Below are 15,129 nucleotides of genomic sequence, written 5' to 3'. Positions count from 1 at the left end.
CCGAGCCGGCCGGGCGCGTCGTAGATCGTTCAGACGCTTCGGAAGTCGCGTTCGGTACCCGCCCACTCCCGGGCCCATTCGCGCAGCTCGACGGCACGGATCTTGGAACCGTTGCCGCCGACCGTCGTGGGCATCCGTTCGATGATGTGGATCGCCGTGGGCACCTTGAACGCTGCGAGGGTCTCGCGGCACCACGCCTTCAATGCGTCGGCGGTGGTGCCGGCCGGAGCGTCGGGTGTCGGCACGACGAAGCCGACCGCCTCCGTGTAACCGCCCTCGCCGGTGAGACCGACAACTTTGGCGGTGCCCACGCCCGGATGCTCGGCCAGCCGTACCTCGATTTCGGCGGGGTCGACCAGGAAACCACGCAGGCGCAGCACGTCACCCATCCGGCAGACGTAGCGATAACCACCGTCACCGAGGTCGACCGCGAGGTCGCCGCTGCGGAACCATCCGTCCGCGGTGAACGCGCGCGCAGCAGCATCGGGGTTGCCGAGATAGGCGTCGACGACGTTCGGACCGCGGAACTGCAGCTCGCCCTGTTCTCCGGCCGGCAGGACCCGGTCGTCGTAGGGATCGGCGACCCGCAGTTCGATCGCGGTGTCGACAGCGCGACCGCCACCGTTCCACCGCACCGACTCGGGATCGTCGGCGTTCCACAGCATCGCGAGAGCGAACACTTCCGACGAGCCGAACACCCCGGAGGTGTGGGTGCCGAATTCGTCGCGCAGCCACCGGGCGATCTCGTGGGAGCGGCCGAGGAAGTCGGCGATACCCACCCAGCGCAACGACGACAGGTCGACGCGTTCACCCTCGTGCCAGGTGTCGTAGAGGCGGCCGAACAGATCGTCGGCGCCCACCGCATGGGTGACCTTCACGTCCCGCATGCGGCGCAGTACGGCGGCCGGGTCGAAGACGGTCTCCATGAGCAGTGCTCCACCACCGGCGAGGGCAGCCATCGCTGTGCTGAAACCGAATACACCTGAGACGGGAAGCACGCACAGGGCGACATCACCTTCGGTGACCTTCATGATCGCGGCGTCGGCGCGACCGTGGCGGACGATCGCGCTGTCGCGGTGTGCGGCCAGCTTGGGTACGCCGGTGGAACCGGACGTCGTGAACGCCACCGCGATCCGGTCCTCGGGATCGTCGTCGGCACCCGCCGGGGTGAGTGTCGCGGTGTCGGGCGTCTCGGGTGCACTCGAACCACGCGTGTCGCCGCTGCCTGCGGTCCAGGCCCCTCCACCGAGGTCGAAATCGGCCGGGGACGCCGACGCGTTCGCCGGCCCGGGCACCACCGCGACCACCGGGGTGGCCACCTCGGACACGGACTCCGCGGCCTCCGTGAGCCGACCGAACAGGTCGAGTCCGTGGAAGGCGGCCGGCACCGCGACGACGGCAGGTCGCGCGGCGGTGAGGATGTGGGCGACCTCGCGGGTGTTGTAGCGGGTGTTGACGCCGATGACGTGGGCGCCGAGCGCGGAGGCCGCGAACTGCCACACGAGTGCGTCGGACCAGTTCGGCAGCATCACGGCGACACATCGACCGGCGCTCAGGCCGATCTGCTCGAGTTCGCCTCGCACGGCCTCGACGCGGTCGCGGAACTCTCCGCGACTGCGGGCCACCGCTGCGTCGTCGACGATGTCGTAGGCGATCGGTGCATCCGGATTCGCGGCGACGAGCCCGTCGAGCAGGGCAGGCAGGGTGTCGAGTCGGGTGGTGGTCACAGCGCTGCCTCCTCGGGAATACCGGCCCGGCGCAACTCACCGATCCAGGTGTCGGCGAGTGCGGCGAAGTCGTCGATCTCCTCCATCGGATAGTGCCCGATGCCGGCCAGTGCCGTGAAGCGGGCCCGTCCGGGAAGAGCGTCGTTGATCATGTCCGCGGCCTGCGCCACAGCATCGGGGTCGATCCACGGGTCGTCGACACCGGCGACGAGGTGGATCGGTGCGGTCACCTGGCCGAGCCGGTCGCGCACGTCGTGGGTTCCCCAGCCGATGAGATCCGACGACGAGATCTCCGGATCCTCCCGTTTGTGCATGAGCGCAATCGTGTGCGCCTGCGCCTCCGGGACCGAACGCCCCACGGATGCAAGGGTTCCCAGATAGGTGCGTTCGGACCGCGACGGTCCGGCGACGTCCTCGAGTTCGCGGCGCAATCCGGCCACGTTCACGCGCCCCGGGCCGGCCTCGGCTTCCATGGCCACGGCACCGGACAGCGGGCGGTCCGGGCGGGTCGCGAGCTCGAGGGTGAGCTTGCCGCCGATCGAGCAGCCCATGACGAACGGCCGGTCGACGCCGAGCTCGTCGAGCACCGCGCACAACCAGTCGCCGTAGGTGATCAGACTCGTCACGGGACCATCCGGCGCCGGCTCCGAACGACCGTGCCCGGGCAGATCGGGTACCACCACGCGGTAGCCGCGCTCGGCGAGAGCGCGAGCGACGTGACGCCACTGCACCCCGCTCTGGCCGGCAGTGTGGATGCACAGGACCGTGGGCAGTTCCGTCACGTCGAACCCATTGCCGGAATGCGCGTCGGGCGTGACGATCTCGACGAAGCCGAGCGCTCCGCCGATCTCCAGGTAGCGGGCCTCGATCATGAGCGGGCCTTTCGGGCGAGGGCACGGGCGTGCCCGATGATCGTGTTGAGCGGCTTGGTCAGGCGCAGGTACTCGTATCCGTCCCCGGTGGAGGAGAACTCACCGCGGATGGCGCGACGCATGAAGTCGTTCTCCTCGGACAGGACGAGGTCGGTCCAGGCGTGGTCGGGTGCCACGAAGGTGAATGTCGCGCCGTGCGGGGTGCGCCGGGTGACGTCGACGATCCGGCCCTTGTAGATGCGCAGGTGCAGTTCGGTCTCGCCGCTGCGCAACCCGATGGTGCCATCCCAGGTGGACAGCGACGAGGTGAATTCCCGGTCCTCGGAAAGGCTCACGGCGAGCAGGCCGCCCCAGACGGGTGTGCAGAAATCCAGTTCGGGAAGGACGGGCAGTTCGCTGCCGAAAGACCAGGTTTCGGTTCCGGATTCGCGTACCACACCGGTGGCGTCCACGAGTCGGACGAAACGGCGTATCGTTCGGCCGGCCACGCGGGTGATCACGGCGTCCGCCGAGACGATGTCCGAGGCAGAGACCGGATCGTGTGTGTGCCAGTCGAATCCGGACGGAACGCCACCCGGCACGGGCGGGACGAGCGATGCGACGGTCAGGGCACCGAGGACGGGCGTGCCGGCCGGCGCGACGGAACCGGCGGCGGTCAGGACGTCGGCCACGGCACGAGGTTCGGAGGCGACCCGGTCGCCCACGGTGAGCGGTCGCGTGGTGGTGTGTGCGCTCATGCCGATTCGGGCCTTCCCAGGAGTTCGTCGGAGATGATGCGCATCTGGATCTCGCTGGTGCCTTCGAAGATCTTCGTCAGACGCGCGTCGCGCCAGTGGCGTTCGACCTGGAAGTCGGTGGTGTAGCCGGCGCCACCGTGGATCTGCACGGCTTCGCTGGTGACCTGCTCGGCCATCTCGGTGGCGACGAGCTTGCACATCGACGCCTCGAGCGAACACCGGCGGCCGGTGTCGATGTCGGTAGCCACCGAGTACATCAGCTGACGCGCGGCCTCGATGTCTGCGGCCATCTTCGCGATCTTGAACCGTAGGTGCTGGAAGTCGCCGATGGGGCGGCCGAACTGACGGCGGGTGTGCACGTACTCGATCGAATCCTCGAGCGCGGCGCGGGCGAGACCGATCGCCCGGGCGGCGGTGTGCGCGCGGCCCACTTCGAGACCGGAGACGGCGAGGTAGAAGCCCTTACCCTCCTCGCCGAGCATCTTGTCCGCCGGGATGCGGAAGTTGTCGAACGAGAGCTCCCAGGTGCTCCAGCCGAAGTAACCGATCTTGCGGACCTTGGTGCCCGAGACGCCCTCGGGGAACACGCCGCGTTCCTTCTCGACGAGGAAGGCGCTGATCCCCCGGTGCGGCTTGGCCGGATCCTTGTTCGGATCGGTGCGGGCGAAGAGGACGAGGTAGTCGGCCTCGTCGGCGTAGGTGCACCACATCTTGGTGCCGTTGACGACCCAGTCGTCGCCGTCGCGCACGGCGCGGCACGAGATGTTGGCGACGTCGGATCCGGCCTCGGCCTCCGACAGCGCGTACGCGCCGAGATACTCACCACGCGCGACCTTGGGCAGCAGCGCCGCCTCCTGCTCGGGTGTGAAGCCGCCGCCCATGCCGTTGCCGCGGGCGAGCAGACCCGACACGCTCATCCAAGCCCGCGAGAGTTCCTCGGCGACGAGGCAGTACTCGAACACGCCGAGTCCGAGACCGCCGTGCTCCTCGGGGATCATGATCCCGAAGAAGCCGATCTCGGCCATCTCCTTCTTGAGCGAGTCGGGGATCGTGCCCTGGACCGGGTCGAGTTCGTTGGCGACGGGCAGCACCTTCGTCATCGCGAAGTCGCGGGCGAGGTCGCGGATCGCGAGTCGTTCCTCGGTGAGATAACGCGGCGAGTCGATGCGCGGCTGCGAGGGGCGGTGGGTCATGGGAGGTGCACTCCTTCGATGGACCGGAGTAGGTCATTAACGCTTGTTCACCCAGTACAGCACGGCACCCAAAGCCCGTCAACGGTTCAGAGCGAATATCCGACCAGATTGAGCGCGTATCCGGCGAAGTCGTCGGCGACCTCCTGGGCCGTGAGCGGGCCGTTCTCCCGGAACCACAGAGGGATGCCGGCGCACATCGTCAGCACCGCGGTGACGCCCTGGTGCACCCGCTCCAAGGAGAAGATCCCTTGCGCAACACCGTCTTCTGCGATGTCGACGAACAGTTGTTCCTGCGCGTCGCGGGAACCGACCACGCGCTTGCGGTCGAGCCGGCCGAGATAGCGCAGTTCGGAGTTCGCCACCAGGCACGCACGCGGATTCCGCGCGGTGTACAGCGCGTGGGCGGCCACGGCCGCGCGCCACCGGTCGGCGGGGTCGTCGCCGACCTTCCGTAGGGCATTGCGGGTCGCCGTGAACTGCTCGTCGCTCGCGCGACGCAGAATCTCCACGAGCAATTCCGACTTGTTCTCGAAATGGTTGTAGACGTTGGCAGCGCTGCAACCTGCGGCGTTGGCGATGTTGCGCATCGTCGCGCCGTGAAAACCGCACTCGTAGAACTCGTCGAGTGCGGTCTCGAGAATCCGTTCGCGAATGGACGAGGACGTACCGTTCGACCGGCTGTTCATCCCTGCACAGTAAGCACGAGGGGCGCCGACCAGCAACAACCTTCCCATTGACGCAGATCTACGCGCTTGTTATGGTCCAGCTCACATGAACGGTCGTTAATAAACGGACTTCGGAGGATCTTCTGTGTCCAGCCCCCAGCTCGAACCCTCCCTTCTCGAACGCATCACCCGTCTCGAAGACCTCGAGGCGATCCGGCAGCTCGACGCTCGGTACTGCCGCCACCTCGACGACGGCAACTGGGATGCCCTGATGGATCTGTTCACCGACGACGGCGAATTCGACGGTCTGTCCCATCCCCGAGGCAAGGAGGAGATGCGCTCCTTCTTCGCAGGACTCGCCGACGGCGGCCTGACCTCCTTCTGGCACTTCATCACGAACCTCGAGATCGACCTCGACGGCGACCGCGCCACGGTGCGCTCGTTCCTGTGGCAACCGTGCGTCACCGACGGCACCCCCGCGATCGCCGCCGGGCGCTACAACGATCGGCTCGTCAAGATCGACGGCCGCTGGCTCTACGAGGTCAAGCAGGTGCGCTTCCACTTCTTCGGCCCGCTCGAGGCCGGCTGGGACGAGAACCTCTTCGCGCTCGACAGCGCCCGTGGTGCGGCGGTGCGAGCATGACCGACACCGTCGCCGGCGACAACGCGACATCCCCGAAGGACGAGCTCGTCTGGACAAGGATGCTCCACCTGCCCGAGGTCGCGGAACTGCGTCGCCGACGCAGTCGTGTCACGAACGCCCTCGGCGGTATCACCGTCGTGCTGTTCGCGACCTTCCTGATCGCGTTCATCGGATTCCCCGACCAGCTGGGAGACAATTCCGTCCTCGGCATCCCGCTGTCGCTGTGGGTCGTGTTCTCACAGTTCGCAGGCACCTGGGTGCTGGTCTGGGCGTACTTCCGCCTCTCGCGCACCTATATCGGCCCTGCCGTCGACGACGCCGTCGCGGCCGTCGAGCAGAACCGTCCCGCATCCGAGGAGATCGAATCATGAGCGGCGACGCCGACTATCTCGCCATCGCGATCTGCAGCGCCGTCATCTCGCTGACCCTGTGGGTGACCTTCGCTGCGTCCCGACGCGCCAAGAGCGCCGACGGATTCTTCGCCGCCGGACGCTCGATCTCGAGCTGGCAGAACGGATTCGCCATCGCCGGCGAATTCATCTCCGCCGGCAGCTTCCTCGGCACCACCGGCCTGATCTTCTCGAAGGGCGTCGACGGAACGGTCATCCTGTTCACGTCCGTCATCTCGTTCCTGCCGGTCCTGTTCCTCCTCGCGGAGAAGATGCGCAATCTCGGCAAGTACACCCTCGCCGACGTCCTCGTCTTCCGGACCGACTCCCGTAATGTGCGGGTTGCGGTCGCGTTGAGCACCATCGCCACCGGCACCTTCGTGTTGCTCGCCCAGCTCGTCGCCGCGGGCGTGCTCCTCGAATCCGTCTCCGGCATCCCGTTCTGGCTGTCGGTGGTCGTCGCCGGATCGCTCATGGGCGTCTACGTCTTCGTCGGCGGCATGCTCGCCACCACCTGGGTGCAGGTCATCAAGTCGACGATCCTGTCGGTGCTCGCGATCATCGTGTGCTTCGGCATCCTGGCTCAGTTCGGCTTCGCCTTCCCCAAGGTCCTCGATGCCGCGACCGACAATGCCGTCGCGGGCGACGCCATCCTGTCGCCCGGCCTGATCTTCGGTCAGACGAGCGCGATCAACCTCGTCTCCTACGCCCTCGCATTCGCCCTGGGCACCGCGGGCATGGCACACATCCTCATCCGGTTCTTCACAGTTCCGGAAGCGACCACGGCACGACGCTCGCTCGGCTGGACCGTCGCGCTGTGCAGCCTGTTCTACCTGGTCGTGATCGTGATGGGCTTCGGTGCCGCGGCACTGCTCGGCCCGAACGGAACGGACCTCGTCGGCCCGGGCGGCAACCTCGCCGCACCGGTCCTCGTCACCGAACTCGGTGGTGGCGCCGGCACCATCGGCGGATCGGTCGCCCTCGCGCTGGTCGCGGCAGTGGCCTTCGCATCCATCGTCGCAGTCGTCGCCGGTGTCGTGATCTCTGCGGCGGGCACTTTCGCCCGCGACGTGTGGCCTGCCCTCACCCGGAAGGAACCGCTCGAGAACCTCGATGCGGACGATCAGGTCCGAGAAGACGACGCGCAGGCACGCATCGCCCGCTACGGTGCGGTGACGTTCAGTGTCATTGCGATCGCCCTGGCCATGCTCATCGGTGACGACACCAACATCACCTTCTTCATGGGTATGGCGTTCATGGTGGCCGGCAGCGCACACCTGCCCGCCCTCGTTCTGAGCCTGAACTGGCGACGGTTCAACGCCACCGGCGCGGTGTGGGGTGTGCTCACCGGTCTCGTCTCGACGATCGTGAGCCTGATGTTCACCGAAGCGCTGTGGATGGGCAGCGGTGCCGCTCCCCTGACCATCCAACTTCCGGTGATCGTCACCATGCCGCTCGGCATCGCCGCCTGCGTGATCGGATCGATCGTCGGCGAGAAGCGTCGTGGACGTGGCCGCCTCGAGGACGAGAAGTTCGCCGAGATGCTCGTGCGGGCGGAGACCGGCATCGGTGCGGAGGTCGCCGGCACGCACTGATCCGTCATCGATATTTCGGGTTCGCGACCTTCAACCGGTTCGCGGCCAACCCCCTGATCACCTCGGCGACCTGCTGGTCGCCGAGGTGATCTCGTCCTGCACGCACTCCGAGGGCGAGTTCGGTCTCCGTACGGTAGCCGAGCCCTGCGAGCCGTACCCGGTACGTCTCGCGCACCGCGGGAGCGATGGTGGCCTCCCGCGCGGCGATTCCGAGTACGTGTGCCGCGACCCGACTGCGGTACCGGGTCTTCGCATCGGCGCCGGAACCCACCTCGAGAACGAACTGCCGGACGGCCTCGAGCAACTCCTCCACTCGGGGCGTCCCGAGAAGATCCGCATCGGGAGCGGTTTCGGCCGTATCGTCGTACGGGGGAACGCCGAGCAGATCCAGCAGATCGTGTTCACACTCGGCGACGCGGCGACCGATGGCCAGCAGTTCGAGGGTGTTGTCGCCTCCCGACGAGGCCGCGGCGGCCTGCATCCGGCAGATCACCGCCCACCGCAGCGATCCGTAGACCTCCCACCAATGGACGACGTCAGGATCGGGACTCTGTCCCGATTCGTCGGCGTAACCGCGGAACAGGTCGTCGCGGGAACCGAACCCACCGACCGGGTGGGGCGACCCGAAACGCCACGTCCTGGTGCACAGCCACCCGAGATCCTCCATCGGATCACCGACGTGCGCCAATTCCCAGTCGAGTACCCCTTGCACCCCTTCCGAGTCGACGAGCAGGTTGCCGTTGCGGAAATCGCCGTGTACGAATGCTTTTCCGGTTGCCGGCGGGCGATTGCCGGTCAGCCAGGCGAACGTCGCCTCGAGGGCCGGCACGGGCGCGCCGGTGGCGACGTACTCGTCGAACAGGAAGCACAGCGGATCGTACTCGGGGAGATTCGGTACGGCCCCGATGTCCATGCGGTGGATCTTCGCCAGGATGCGCCCGAGTTCGTAGGGCAGCGCCGCGCGGATCTCGGCCAGATTCTCGTCGCGCAGCAACTTCTGCGGCAGTGCCTCACCGGACACCCGCGACATCACGAGATAGGCGCCGATTCCGGGGCGTGGCTCCTCACCACTGCGGTCGATCACGTCGGGCACGGGCACACCGACTCGCGCCGCCTCGTCGAAGGACGCCGCTTCCATCGCGATCCGGTGGGCGTCCTCGCGCCCCGGCGGGTCGCGGCGCAGGATCAACTCCCGCACGGTGCCGGTGGACGACGCCGCTGTGAGCGCCCACGTCTCCCGGCTCGCGCCACCGGTGAGCCGTTCGATGCGCCGCAGCGTCCAGCTTCCGTCGAATACCGACGAAAGGCGCTTCGTCAGCTCATCTTTCAATTCACCGCTGACTCCACCCACCGCGACCTCCCCTGTTCGGTTTCCTGCGGTGGATACTCCCACGGCTGTCCGAGGTGTGCGAGTGCTTCGGCCGCAACCTCGTGGAGTGTCAGGCCGCGAACCCCACCGCGCCGATGACAGGGATGATCGTCATGAACACGATCGCGATCGCGAAGAGCGTGATCGTGATCTTCTTGTCCCAGCGTGATCGCGTGCCTGTCGCGGCGAGCATGAAGAAGACGAACCCCACACAGATGGATCCGATACCGATGACGACGGGTGTTTCCAGCATGCCTCCATCATCGCCCATCACGGGTCGGCGCTTCGGTGTCGGTCATCTCTCGGCGGCAGGTCGGAACAGTTCGACCAGATTGCCGGCAGGGTCGGCGAGCAGGATCTGGTGACCGCCCGGCCCGGTCACCACATCGCTGCGGAATTCGATGCCGGCACCGCGCAGGCGAGCGATCTCGGCGTCGAGGTCGTCGACGACGAGGTGGATCCGGTTGCGGCCCGGACCGGCGAACTCCTCGGGGGTGGCGCGGGCCCCCGAACTCGCCGGCCCGGACAGCAGCAGCCGCAGCGACCCCCGGATCACATCGGCGAAGGCGGGCGCGGGATGGGTGAGCACGGTGAAGCCGAGATGGCGGGTGTAGAAGTCGACGGCCGCGGATACGTCGTCGACGAGGTACCGGACGCTGACATATTCGTCGGTCGTGGTCATCGGTCACTCCTGATCATGTTGTGGCGTAGAGGGTCTCGCACAGGTACCGGATGCGGGTGTCGATCTCGGCAGCGGTGGCCCGGAATGCAGGACAGGTGTCGTCGCCGACATCGCCGGCTGCCGCCGGGTCGGGGATGCTCCAGTGGATCGAGCGGGTGTCGTCGTCGAACTCGGGGCAGGCTTCGCGCGCCTTGTCGCACAAGGTGATCACCGTGCCGAAGCGGCGGCCGGCAAGACTGCCGAGGTGGCGGGGATGCCGGCCGGTGATGTCGATCCCGAACTCTTCCCGCAGCACCCGCACCGTGTTCGGGTGCATGTCCCGTTTCGGGCGGGTGCCTGCGCTGGTCGTGTCGACGGTCCCGCCGGTGCGCTGCCGGAGCAGAGCTTCCGCGATCACGGAGCGGGCACTGTTACCGGTGCACACGAACAGCACCGGTGAGGGCTTCGCGGACGTGAACGTCACAGGCGGGCGGTTGCACCCCAACGCCGGATGCAGCACCGCGCCGGTACCGGCCAGCATCTCGGTGCACCGGTCGAGGTCGAGGTGGTAGTAGCTGTCGCGGCCGTCGAAGCTGCTGCGGGAAGCCCGCACCAGCCCGCCGTCGCGGAGCAGGCGGAGGTGATAGGAGACGAGGTTCTGCGGCTCCCCGACCAGCGACACCATCTCCCGGACCCGATAGTCGCCGCCGGACAGCGCGGTGAGCAGTTGCCACCGCACCGGATGGGCGGCCAACTGCACGAAGGCCGGGACAGGTTGACGCACCGACTCCATCACCTGATGATAGCACCAGATACATCAAATCATTTTGATCCAATCTGGGTGCGCGCGAAGGAGCCGTGATGTCGGAGACGACAGGGACGGGCACGCCCGAGGGGCTGCAACGACGCCTCGGGCCGGCCGATGCAGTCGTGATCGGTCTCGGATCGATGCTCGGGGCGGGGATCTTCGTGGCCCTGGCGCCCGCAGCCGGAGCTGCGGGGTCGGGCCTGCTGATCGGGCTCGCGGTGGCGGCAATCGTGGCGTACTGCAATGCGTCCTCGTCGGGACGACTGGCGGCGCGGTATCCGGTCTCCGGCGGCACATATGTGTACGGACGCGAACGGCTGGGCGAGTTCTGGGGGTATCTGGCGGGCTGGTGTTTCGTGGTCGGCAAGACCGCCTCGTGCGCGGCCATGGCGTTGACCGTCGGCCTCTACGCCTGGCCGGAGCAGGCGCACGCGGTCGCGGTCGCCGCGGTCGTGTTGCTCACGGCGGTGAACTATCGCGGTATCCAGAAATCGGCACTCGCGACCCGGATCATCGTGGCGGTCGTGCTGGCCGTACTCGCCGCGGTGGTTGTCGCAGGGTCGAACTCCGGCTCCGCCGAGGCGACCCGCCTCGGGTTCGGCACCGACATCACCGTGGGCGGGGTGCTGCAGGCGGGCGGGTTGTTGTTCTTCGCCTTCGCCGGGTACGCGCGGATCGCCACCCTCGGCGAGGAGGTACGCGAACCGGCGCGCACGATACCGCGCGCGATCTCGATGGCACTGGGCATCACCCTGCTCGTCTATCTGGCGGTCGCTGCGGTCGCGCTGCTGGTGCTGGGCCCTCGCGGGCTGGCCGAGGCGACTGCACCGTTGTCGAGTGTGGTGACCGCGGCCGGAGTCGAGTGGTTGGAGCCGGTGGTGCGCGCCGGGGCCGTCGTTGCCGCTCTGGGTTCACTGCTCGCCCTGGTGCTGGGGGTCTCGCGCACCACCTTCGCGATGGCACGGGACCGGCATCTGCCGCACGCACTGGCCGCGGTGCACCCTCGGTTCGCGGTGCCACACCGGGCCGAACTCGCCGTCGGAGTGATCGTCGCGGTCGTCGCCGCGACCGCGGATGTCCGTGCCGCGATCGGGTTCTCGTCGTTCGGGGTGCTGGTCTACTACGCCCTCGCCAACGCCTCCGCCTGGACGCTTCCGGACGGCGGGCGACGCGGGCGCATCATTGCTTCACTCGGGCTGGCCGGATGCCTGGCCCTGGCGTTCACGCTGCCCGGCTCATCGGTGCTCACCGGTGCGGCCGTGATCGCAGTGGGCGGGCTGATCTACGCCACGCGTCGGCGCTTCACGTCCCAGCCGAGACCGGTCGAGCCGCAACGGTAGATCCGTCAGAAGCGAGATGACGATCGGCCTACCGCCGGTCGGAGGTAGCGCCACTGTCGGGCCGAAACGCGCCGTGGAAGGTCATCGGCACGTGATGCTGCAGGTTCACCGTCGCGACCGGTCCGTCGCCCGGCCGGGCGGCACGCAGGACGAGAAGCCTGCTGGCCCTGCGCGCGGGCTGGTGTTCGAGCGTCAGCAACCAGCCGTCACCCTCGGTGTCGCTGCCCGGTGCGAACAGAGGTTCACAGACGGTGTCGCCGGCCTCGGCCGTGTACCGGCTCGTCGTGCCCGTGCGGTGATCGATCGTGGTGACCGAGTCGGGATCCCCTCCCGGAACCGATGCCGACGCGGTGTAGCTGAATCGATGCTCGGTGGTGGCGAACCGCTGGTCGAGTTGAGGGAACTCGCATCCGTGATCGTCGACCGCGGTGGCGGTGATGCGGCGGGTCCTGCGGTCGACGGACAGCCGAGTGAGCGTGCCGCCGAAGGCCGGTCCGGCATCGCCACGATAGTTGCGCAGGTGACCGTTCCATCCTTCCCAACCGTCGGCCGGATCGTGCGCGACGAGTTCGACGACGGTGCGATCGCCGGCCTCGTAGGCGTTGGTGACGTGGAAGTGGAACAGCGCGTCGTGTTCGAAGGCCGTCGGGTCACCACCGTCCCGCGGCACCAGGACGATGGTGGTGCCGAGTTCCGGTCGGTACGACAACGCATCGTCGAAGGGCCGCAACCCCAGTGCGACCGGGACGGGATTCCGAACCACCAACGGCCCCAGCACGAACACCATGTGCCGTTCGGTCAGCGCGAAGTCGTGGACGAATCCGAGCTTGGGAATCGGGATCGTTGCCAGCCCGCGCAGCCGGTCACCACGGTCCAGCCGGTAGCAGCGGATCATCGGCCGGGGAAAGAAGTCGAGCCCGAAGTTGAAGACGTCCCCTGTCATCGGGTCGATCTTCGGATGCGCGGAGAACGCGCCGAGCCGTTTCAACGCGCCGTCGAACGATTCGGGACCGTAGGTCCGAAGGGTCTCCGCGTCGAGCCGGTGCGGCCGTCCCCCTTCCCAGAGGGCGTAGAGCGCATCGTCGTGCAGCAGCACACTGGTATTCGCGAGGTTCTCGGGGAACCTCATCGCGTTGGCGAGCGGACCGCCGAGCCGCTGCGTGCTGAATCCTTTCGGAGGACGACGTGTCTCGTTCGTCCTGGCGAAACTCTTCGTGCGCACGTACCGGTTCCGATAGTGGATACCGTCCGGTCCGATGCGGATCCGGGACACCATGCCGTCGCCGTCGAAGATGTGGCTCAGGGGATGACCGTCGATGTCGAAGCGGCCGGGTCCGATCCGGTAGAGCGTGCCACTCAGGCTCTCGGGGATCGTGCCCTCGATGTCGTGCAGGTCGTAGTCGAACTCCCGATGCTGGGAGTCCCACGGTGATCCCCCGAGTTCCTGCGCTTCCTGCTCCGACGCCCCCGTTGCAACAGTCATGTACCGACAGTCGCACAGATGAGACAGATTGCGAAGAAGTGTCTCATTACCGCTCGTGACGTCCGCGGATCAGCGGTTGAGCTGCGCGATCCGTCCGGTCAGCAGTGTGGCGAACGCCGTCCACGCCGAGTACGGAGCCAGCGCGGCACCCGCAGCCGGATTCGCCTCGGCCGTCCGGCGGGTCAGATCTGCCGTGCTGGCAGCGAGCAGCGCGGCCACCACCGTGGCAGGCATCAGCCGATGCCACTTGAAGAACACCCATGACCACGACGCGTTGAGGACGAGATTCGTGGCGAGCGCAGCGATGTAGTTGCGGCGACCCGCGTAGTCGTCGGCATCGGTGTACTCGTCGATCGCGACAGCCGAGGTCACTGCGATATCGGCATACAGCGCGGTCCACACGATCGGAAACGCTGCGGCCGGAGGTTGGAAACCCGGCTTGCGTAGCTTGCGGTACCACCGGGAGTTCGTGTCCTGGGAGGCGATCGATCCGACGAGCGCGGTGGTCGTCGTAGCGGCGGCGGTCGCGAGCACGGTGCTGAGTCTCATGTCGTATCGGCTCCTGTCGAGGACGGCTGCCCATGGGCTACCCGAGTCGAACATCCGGGAAACGGACACGTCGGTAGGGTGGCGAGAGGAGGACGATATGAGTGGGTTACAGCAGGTCGGTGACGGTGTCTGGGCGTTCGTGCGCACACCCGGCGGTTGGGGCGAGGCCAACACGGGACTGGTCGTCTCCCCGGGATCCGCATCGCTGGTCGTCGATACGGCGTGGGATGTCGCGTGGGCGCGACGCATCGCCGAGGTTCAGGCACCGCTCGTCGCCGATGCTCCGATCACCGATGCCGTGAACACCCACAACGACGGCGACCACTGGTGGGGCAACGACACGCTGCCATCCGAAACACGGATCATCACCAGCACGGCAGCACTGGACGCGATGCGCGAAGATCTTCCACCGCGCGCTCTCACGGTGCTCGCGGGCACGGGCTCGCTGATCCGGTGGATGCCGGGACCGATCGGCGCGACAGGTGCCTACATGGCGCGCGTCCGCGGCGACGCCCGCTTTCCCCGCCGCACACCCCGGATGCCCGACACCACCTTCGCGACCGCCCTGACTCTGGAGATCGGTGGTCGCGTGGTCGAACTCGAGCAGCTCGGACCGTGCCACACGGCCGGCGATCTCGTCGCTCGTGTTCCCGACGCCGGCGTGGTCTTCACCGGCGACCTACTGTTCATCGGTTCGACGCCGATCCTGTGGCACGGCCCGCTCGACAACTGGCTGTCGGCGCTCGACCGTCTGCTCGGCTGGGACGCCGCGGCGTACGTGCCCGGACACGGGCCGACGTGCGGCGCGACGGAGATCCGAGCACTGCGCGAGTACTGGCTGTGGCTGCGCGACGCTGCCCGCGACCATCATCGGGCCGGACTCGGCCCGCTCGAGACAGCACGGAAACTCGCGCGCACGAAGGACTTCGATGCGTGGCGCCACTGGAAGTCGCCGGAACGCATCGCCTCGAGCCTGAGCACCCTGTTCGACCAGTGGAACGGCAACCCACCGGCACCGCCCACCGTGAGGCGACGAGCTGCAGCCTTCGCAGCGGCCGAGACTCTGTTGCGCGAGGGAGTATTCGACGCGTCCTGACC

The 15,129-nt window shown here is 67.6% G+C and carries 16 protein-coding genes; 5 read left to right on the top strand and 11 right to left on the bottom strand.

Features of this window, described 5'->3' with window-relative positions:
• Positions 1-29: 29 nt before the first annotated feature.
• The 5 genes from GON09_RS18880 to GON09_RS18860 all read right to left on the bottom strand — a co-directional run bounded on the left by GON09_RS18880 (position 30) and on the right by GON09_RS18860 (position 5,215).
• Complete coding sequence (locus GON09_RS18880; RefSeq protein ID WP_213933138.1) at positions 30-1,727, bottom strand: AMP-binding protein; 1,698 nt, start codon at positions 1,725-1,727, stop codon at positions 30-32.
• Positions 1,724-2,599 carry an alpha/beta fold hydrolase gene (locus GON09_RS18875; RefSeq protein ID WP_213933137.1) on the bottom strand — a complete coding sequence of 292 codons (876 nt, stop codon included), beginning with the start codon at positions 2,597-2,599 and terminating at the stop codon, positions 1,724-1,726. The genes GON09_RS18880 and GON09_RS18875 overlap by 4 nt, the downstream gene beginning before the upstream one ends.
• Positions 2,596-3,336, bottom strand: coding sequence for a hypothetical protein (locus tag GON09_RS18870; protein ID WP_213933136.1), 741 nt, complete (start codon positions 3,334-3,336; stop codon positions 2,596-2,598). The genes GON09_RS18875 and GON09_RS18870 overlap by 4 nt, the downstream gene beginning before the upstream one ends.
• Positions 3,333-4,529 (bottom strand): acyl-CoA dehydrogenase family protein, encoded by a 1,197-nt coding sequence (locus GON09_RS18865; RefSeq protein WP_213933135.1) that lies wholly within the window; start codon positions 4,527-4,529, stop codon positions 3,333-3,335. Before GON09_RS18865 ends, GON09_RS18870 begins: the two co-directional genes overlap by 4 nt.
• 86 nt (positions 4,530-4,615) lie before the next feature.
• Complete coding sequence (locus tag GON09_RS18860) at positions 4,616-5,215, bottom strand: TetR family transcriptional regulator (protein ID WP_213933134.1); 600 nt, start codon at positions 5,213-5,215, stop codon at positions 4,616-4,618.
• Between the two features lie 124 nt (positions 5,216-5,339).
• Between GON09_RS18860 and GON09_RS18855 the strand changes: the two genes are divergently transcribed.
• From GON09_RS18855 to GON09_RS18845, 3 genes are read left to right on the top strand one after another with little or no spacing between them, the layout of a single operon-like run.
• Positions 5,340-5,837 carry a nuclear transport factor 2 family protein gene (locus GON09_RS18855; protein WP_213933133.1) on the top strand — a complete coding sequence of 166 codons (498 nt, stop codon included), beginning with the start codon at positions 5,340-5,342 and terminating at the stop codon, positions 5,835-5,837.
• Positions 5,834-6,208 (top strand): DUF485 domain-containing protein, encoded by a 375-nt coding sequence (locus GON09_RS18850; RefSeq protein ID WP_213933132.1) that lies wholly within the window; start codon positions 5,834-5,836, stop codon positions 6,206-6,208. Before GON09_RS18855 ends, GON09_RS18850 begins: the two co-directional genes overlap by 4 nt.
• On the top strand, positions 6,205-7,821 hold the full coding sequence (locus GON09_RS18845; RefSeq protein WP_213933131.1) for a solute symporter family protein: 1,617 nt from the start codon (positions 6,205-6,207) through the stop codon (positions 7,819-7,821). Before GON09_RS18850 ends, GON09_RS18845 begins: the two co-directional genes overlap by 4 nt.
• Before the next feature lie 4 nt (positions 7,822-7,825).
• Here GON09_RS18845 and GON09_RS18840 read toward each other — a convergent pair whose 3' ends face one another.
• The 4 genes from GON09_RS18840 to GON09_RS18825 form a co-directional block, all read right to left on the bottom strand.
• On the bottom strand, positions 7,826-9,172 hold the full coding sequence (locus GON09_RS18840; protein WP_213933130.1) for a phosphotransferase family protein: 1,347 nt from the start codon (positions 9,170-9,172) through the stop codon (positions 7,826-7,828).
• 88 nt (positions 9,173-9,260) lie between these two features.
• Complete coding sequence (locus tag GON09_RS18835; RefSeq protein ID WP_026061210.1) at positions 9,261-9,443, bottom strand: hypothetical protein; 183 nt, start codon at positions 9,441-9,443, stop codon at positions 9,261-9,263.
• A 42-nt stretch (positions 9,444-9,485) separates the two neighbouring features.
• Positions 9,486-9,872: a VOC family protein gene (locus tag GON09_RS18830; RefSeq protein WP_213933129.1), complete on the bottom strand. Its 387-nt coding sequence runs from the start codon at positions 9,870-9,872 to the stop codon at positions 9,486-9,488.
• A gap of 13 nt (positions 9,873-9,885) precedes the next feature.
• Positions 9,886-10,644: an arsenate reductase/protein-tyrosine-phosphatase family protein gene (locus GON09_RS18825; protein ID WP_213933128.1), complete on the bottom strand. Its 759-nt coding sequence runs from the start codon at positions 10,642-10,644 to the stop codon at positions 9,886-9,888.
• A 68-nt stretch (positions 10,645-10,712) separates the two neighbouring features.
• On the opposite strand from GON09_RS18825, the gene GON09_RS18820 reads away from it, so the two are divergent.
• Positions 10,713-11,999 carry an APC family permease gene (locus GON09_RS18820; RefSeq protein ID WP_213933127.1) on the top strand — a complete coding sequence of 429 codons (1,287 nt, stop codon included), beginning with the start codon at positions 10,713-10,715 and terminating at the stop codon, positions 11,997-11,999.
• A 28-nt stretch (positions 12,000-12,027) separates the two neighbouring features.
• On the opposite strand, the gene GON09_RS18815 is transcribed toward GON09_RS18820, so the two are convergent.
• Together GON09_RS18815 and GON09_RS18810 are read right to left on the bottom strand one after the other, a co-directional pair.
• The gene (locus GON09_RS18815; protein WP_213933126.1) at positions 12,028-13,482 is read right to left on the bottom strand and encodes a carotenoid oxygenase family protein; all 1,455 of its coding nucleotides are present in this window, start codon (positions 13,480-13,482) and stop codon (positions 12,028-12,030) included.
• Positions 13,483-13,551: 69 nt separating this feature from the next.
• Complete coding sequence (locus tag GON09_RS18810; protein ID WP_213933125.1) at positions 13,552-14,031, bottom strand: TspO/MBR family protein; 480 nt, start codon at positions 14,029-14,031, stop codon at positions 13,552-13,554.
• Between the two features lie 97 nt (positions 14,032-14,128).
• Here GON09_RS18810 and GON09_RS18805 point away from each other — a divergent pair, with 97 nt between their 5' ends.
• Positions 14,129-15,127: an MBL fold metallo-hydrolase gene (locus GON09_RS18805; RefSeq protein WP_213933124.1), complete on the top strand. Its 999-nt coding sequence runs from the start codon at positions 14,129-14,131 to the stop codon at positions 15,125-15,127.
• Positions 15,128-15,129: the final 2 nt, after the last annotated feature.

The organism is Rhodococcus sp. B50, assembly GCF_013602415.1.
Classification (GTDB): Bacteria; Actinomycetota; Actinomycetes; order Mycobacteriales; family Mycobacteriaceae; genus Rhodococcus.
Note: the sequence above shows the minus strand (reverse complement) of the source record. Positions and strands in the feature narration are given on the sequence as shown.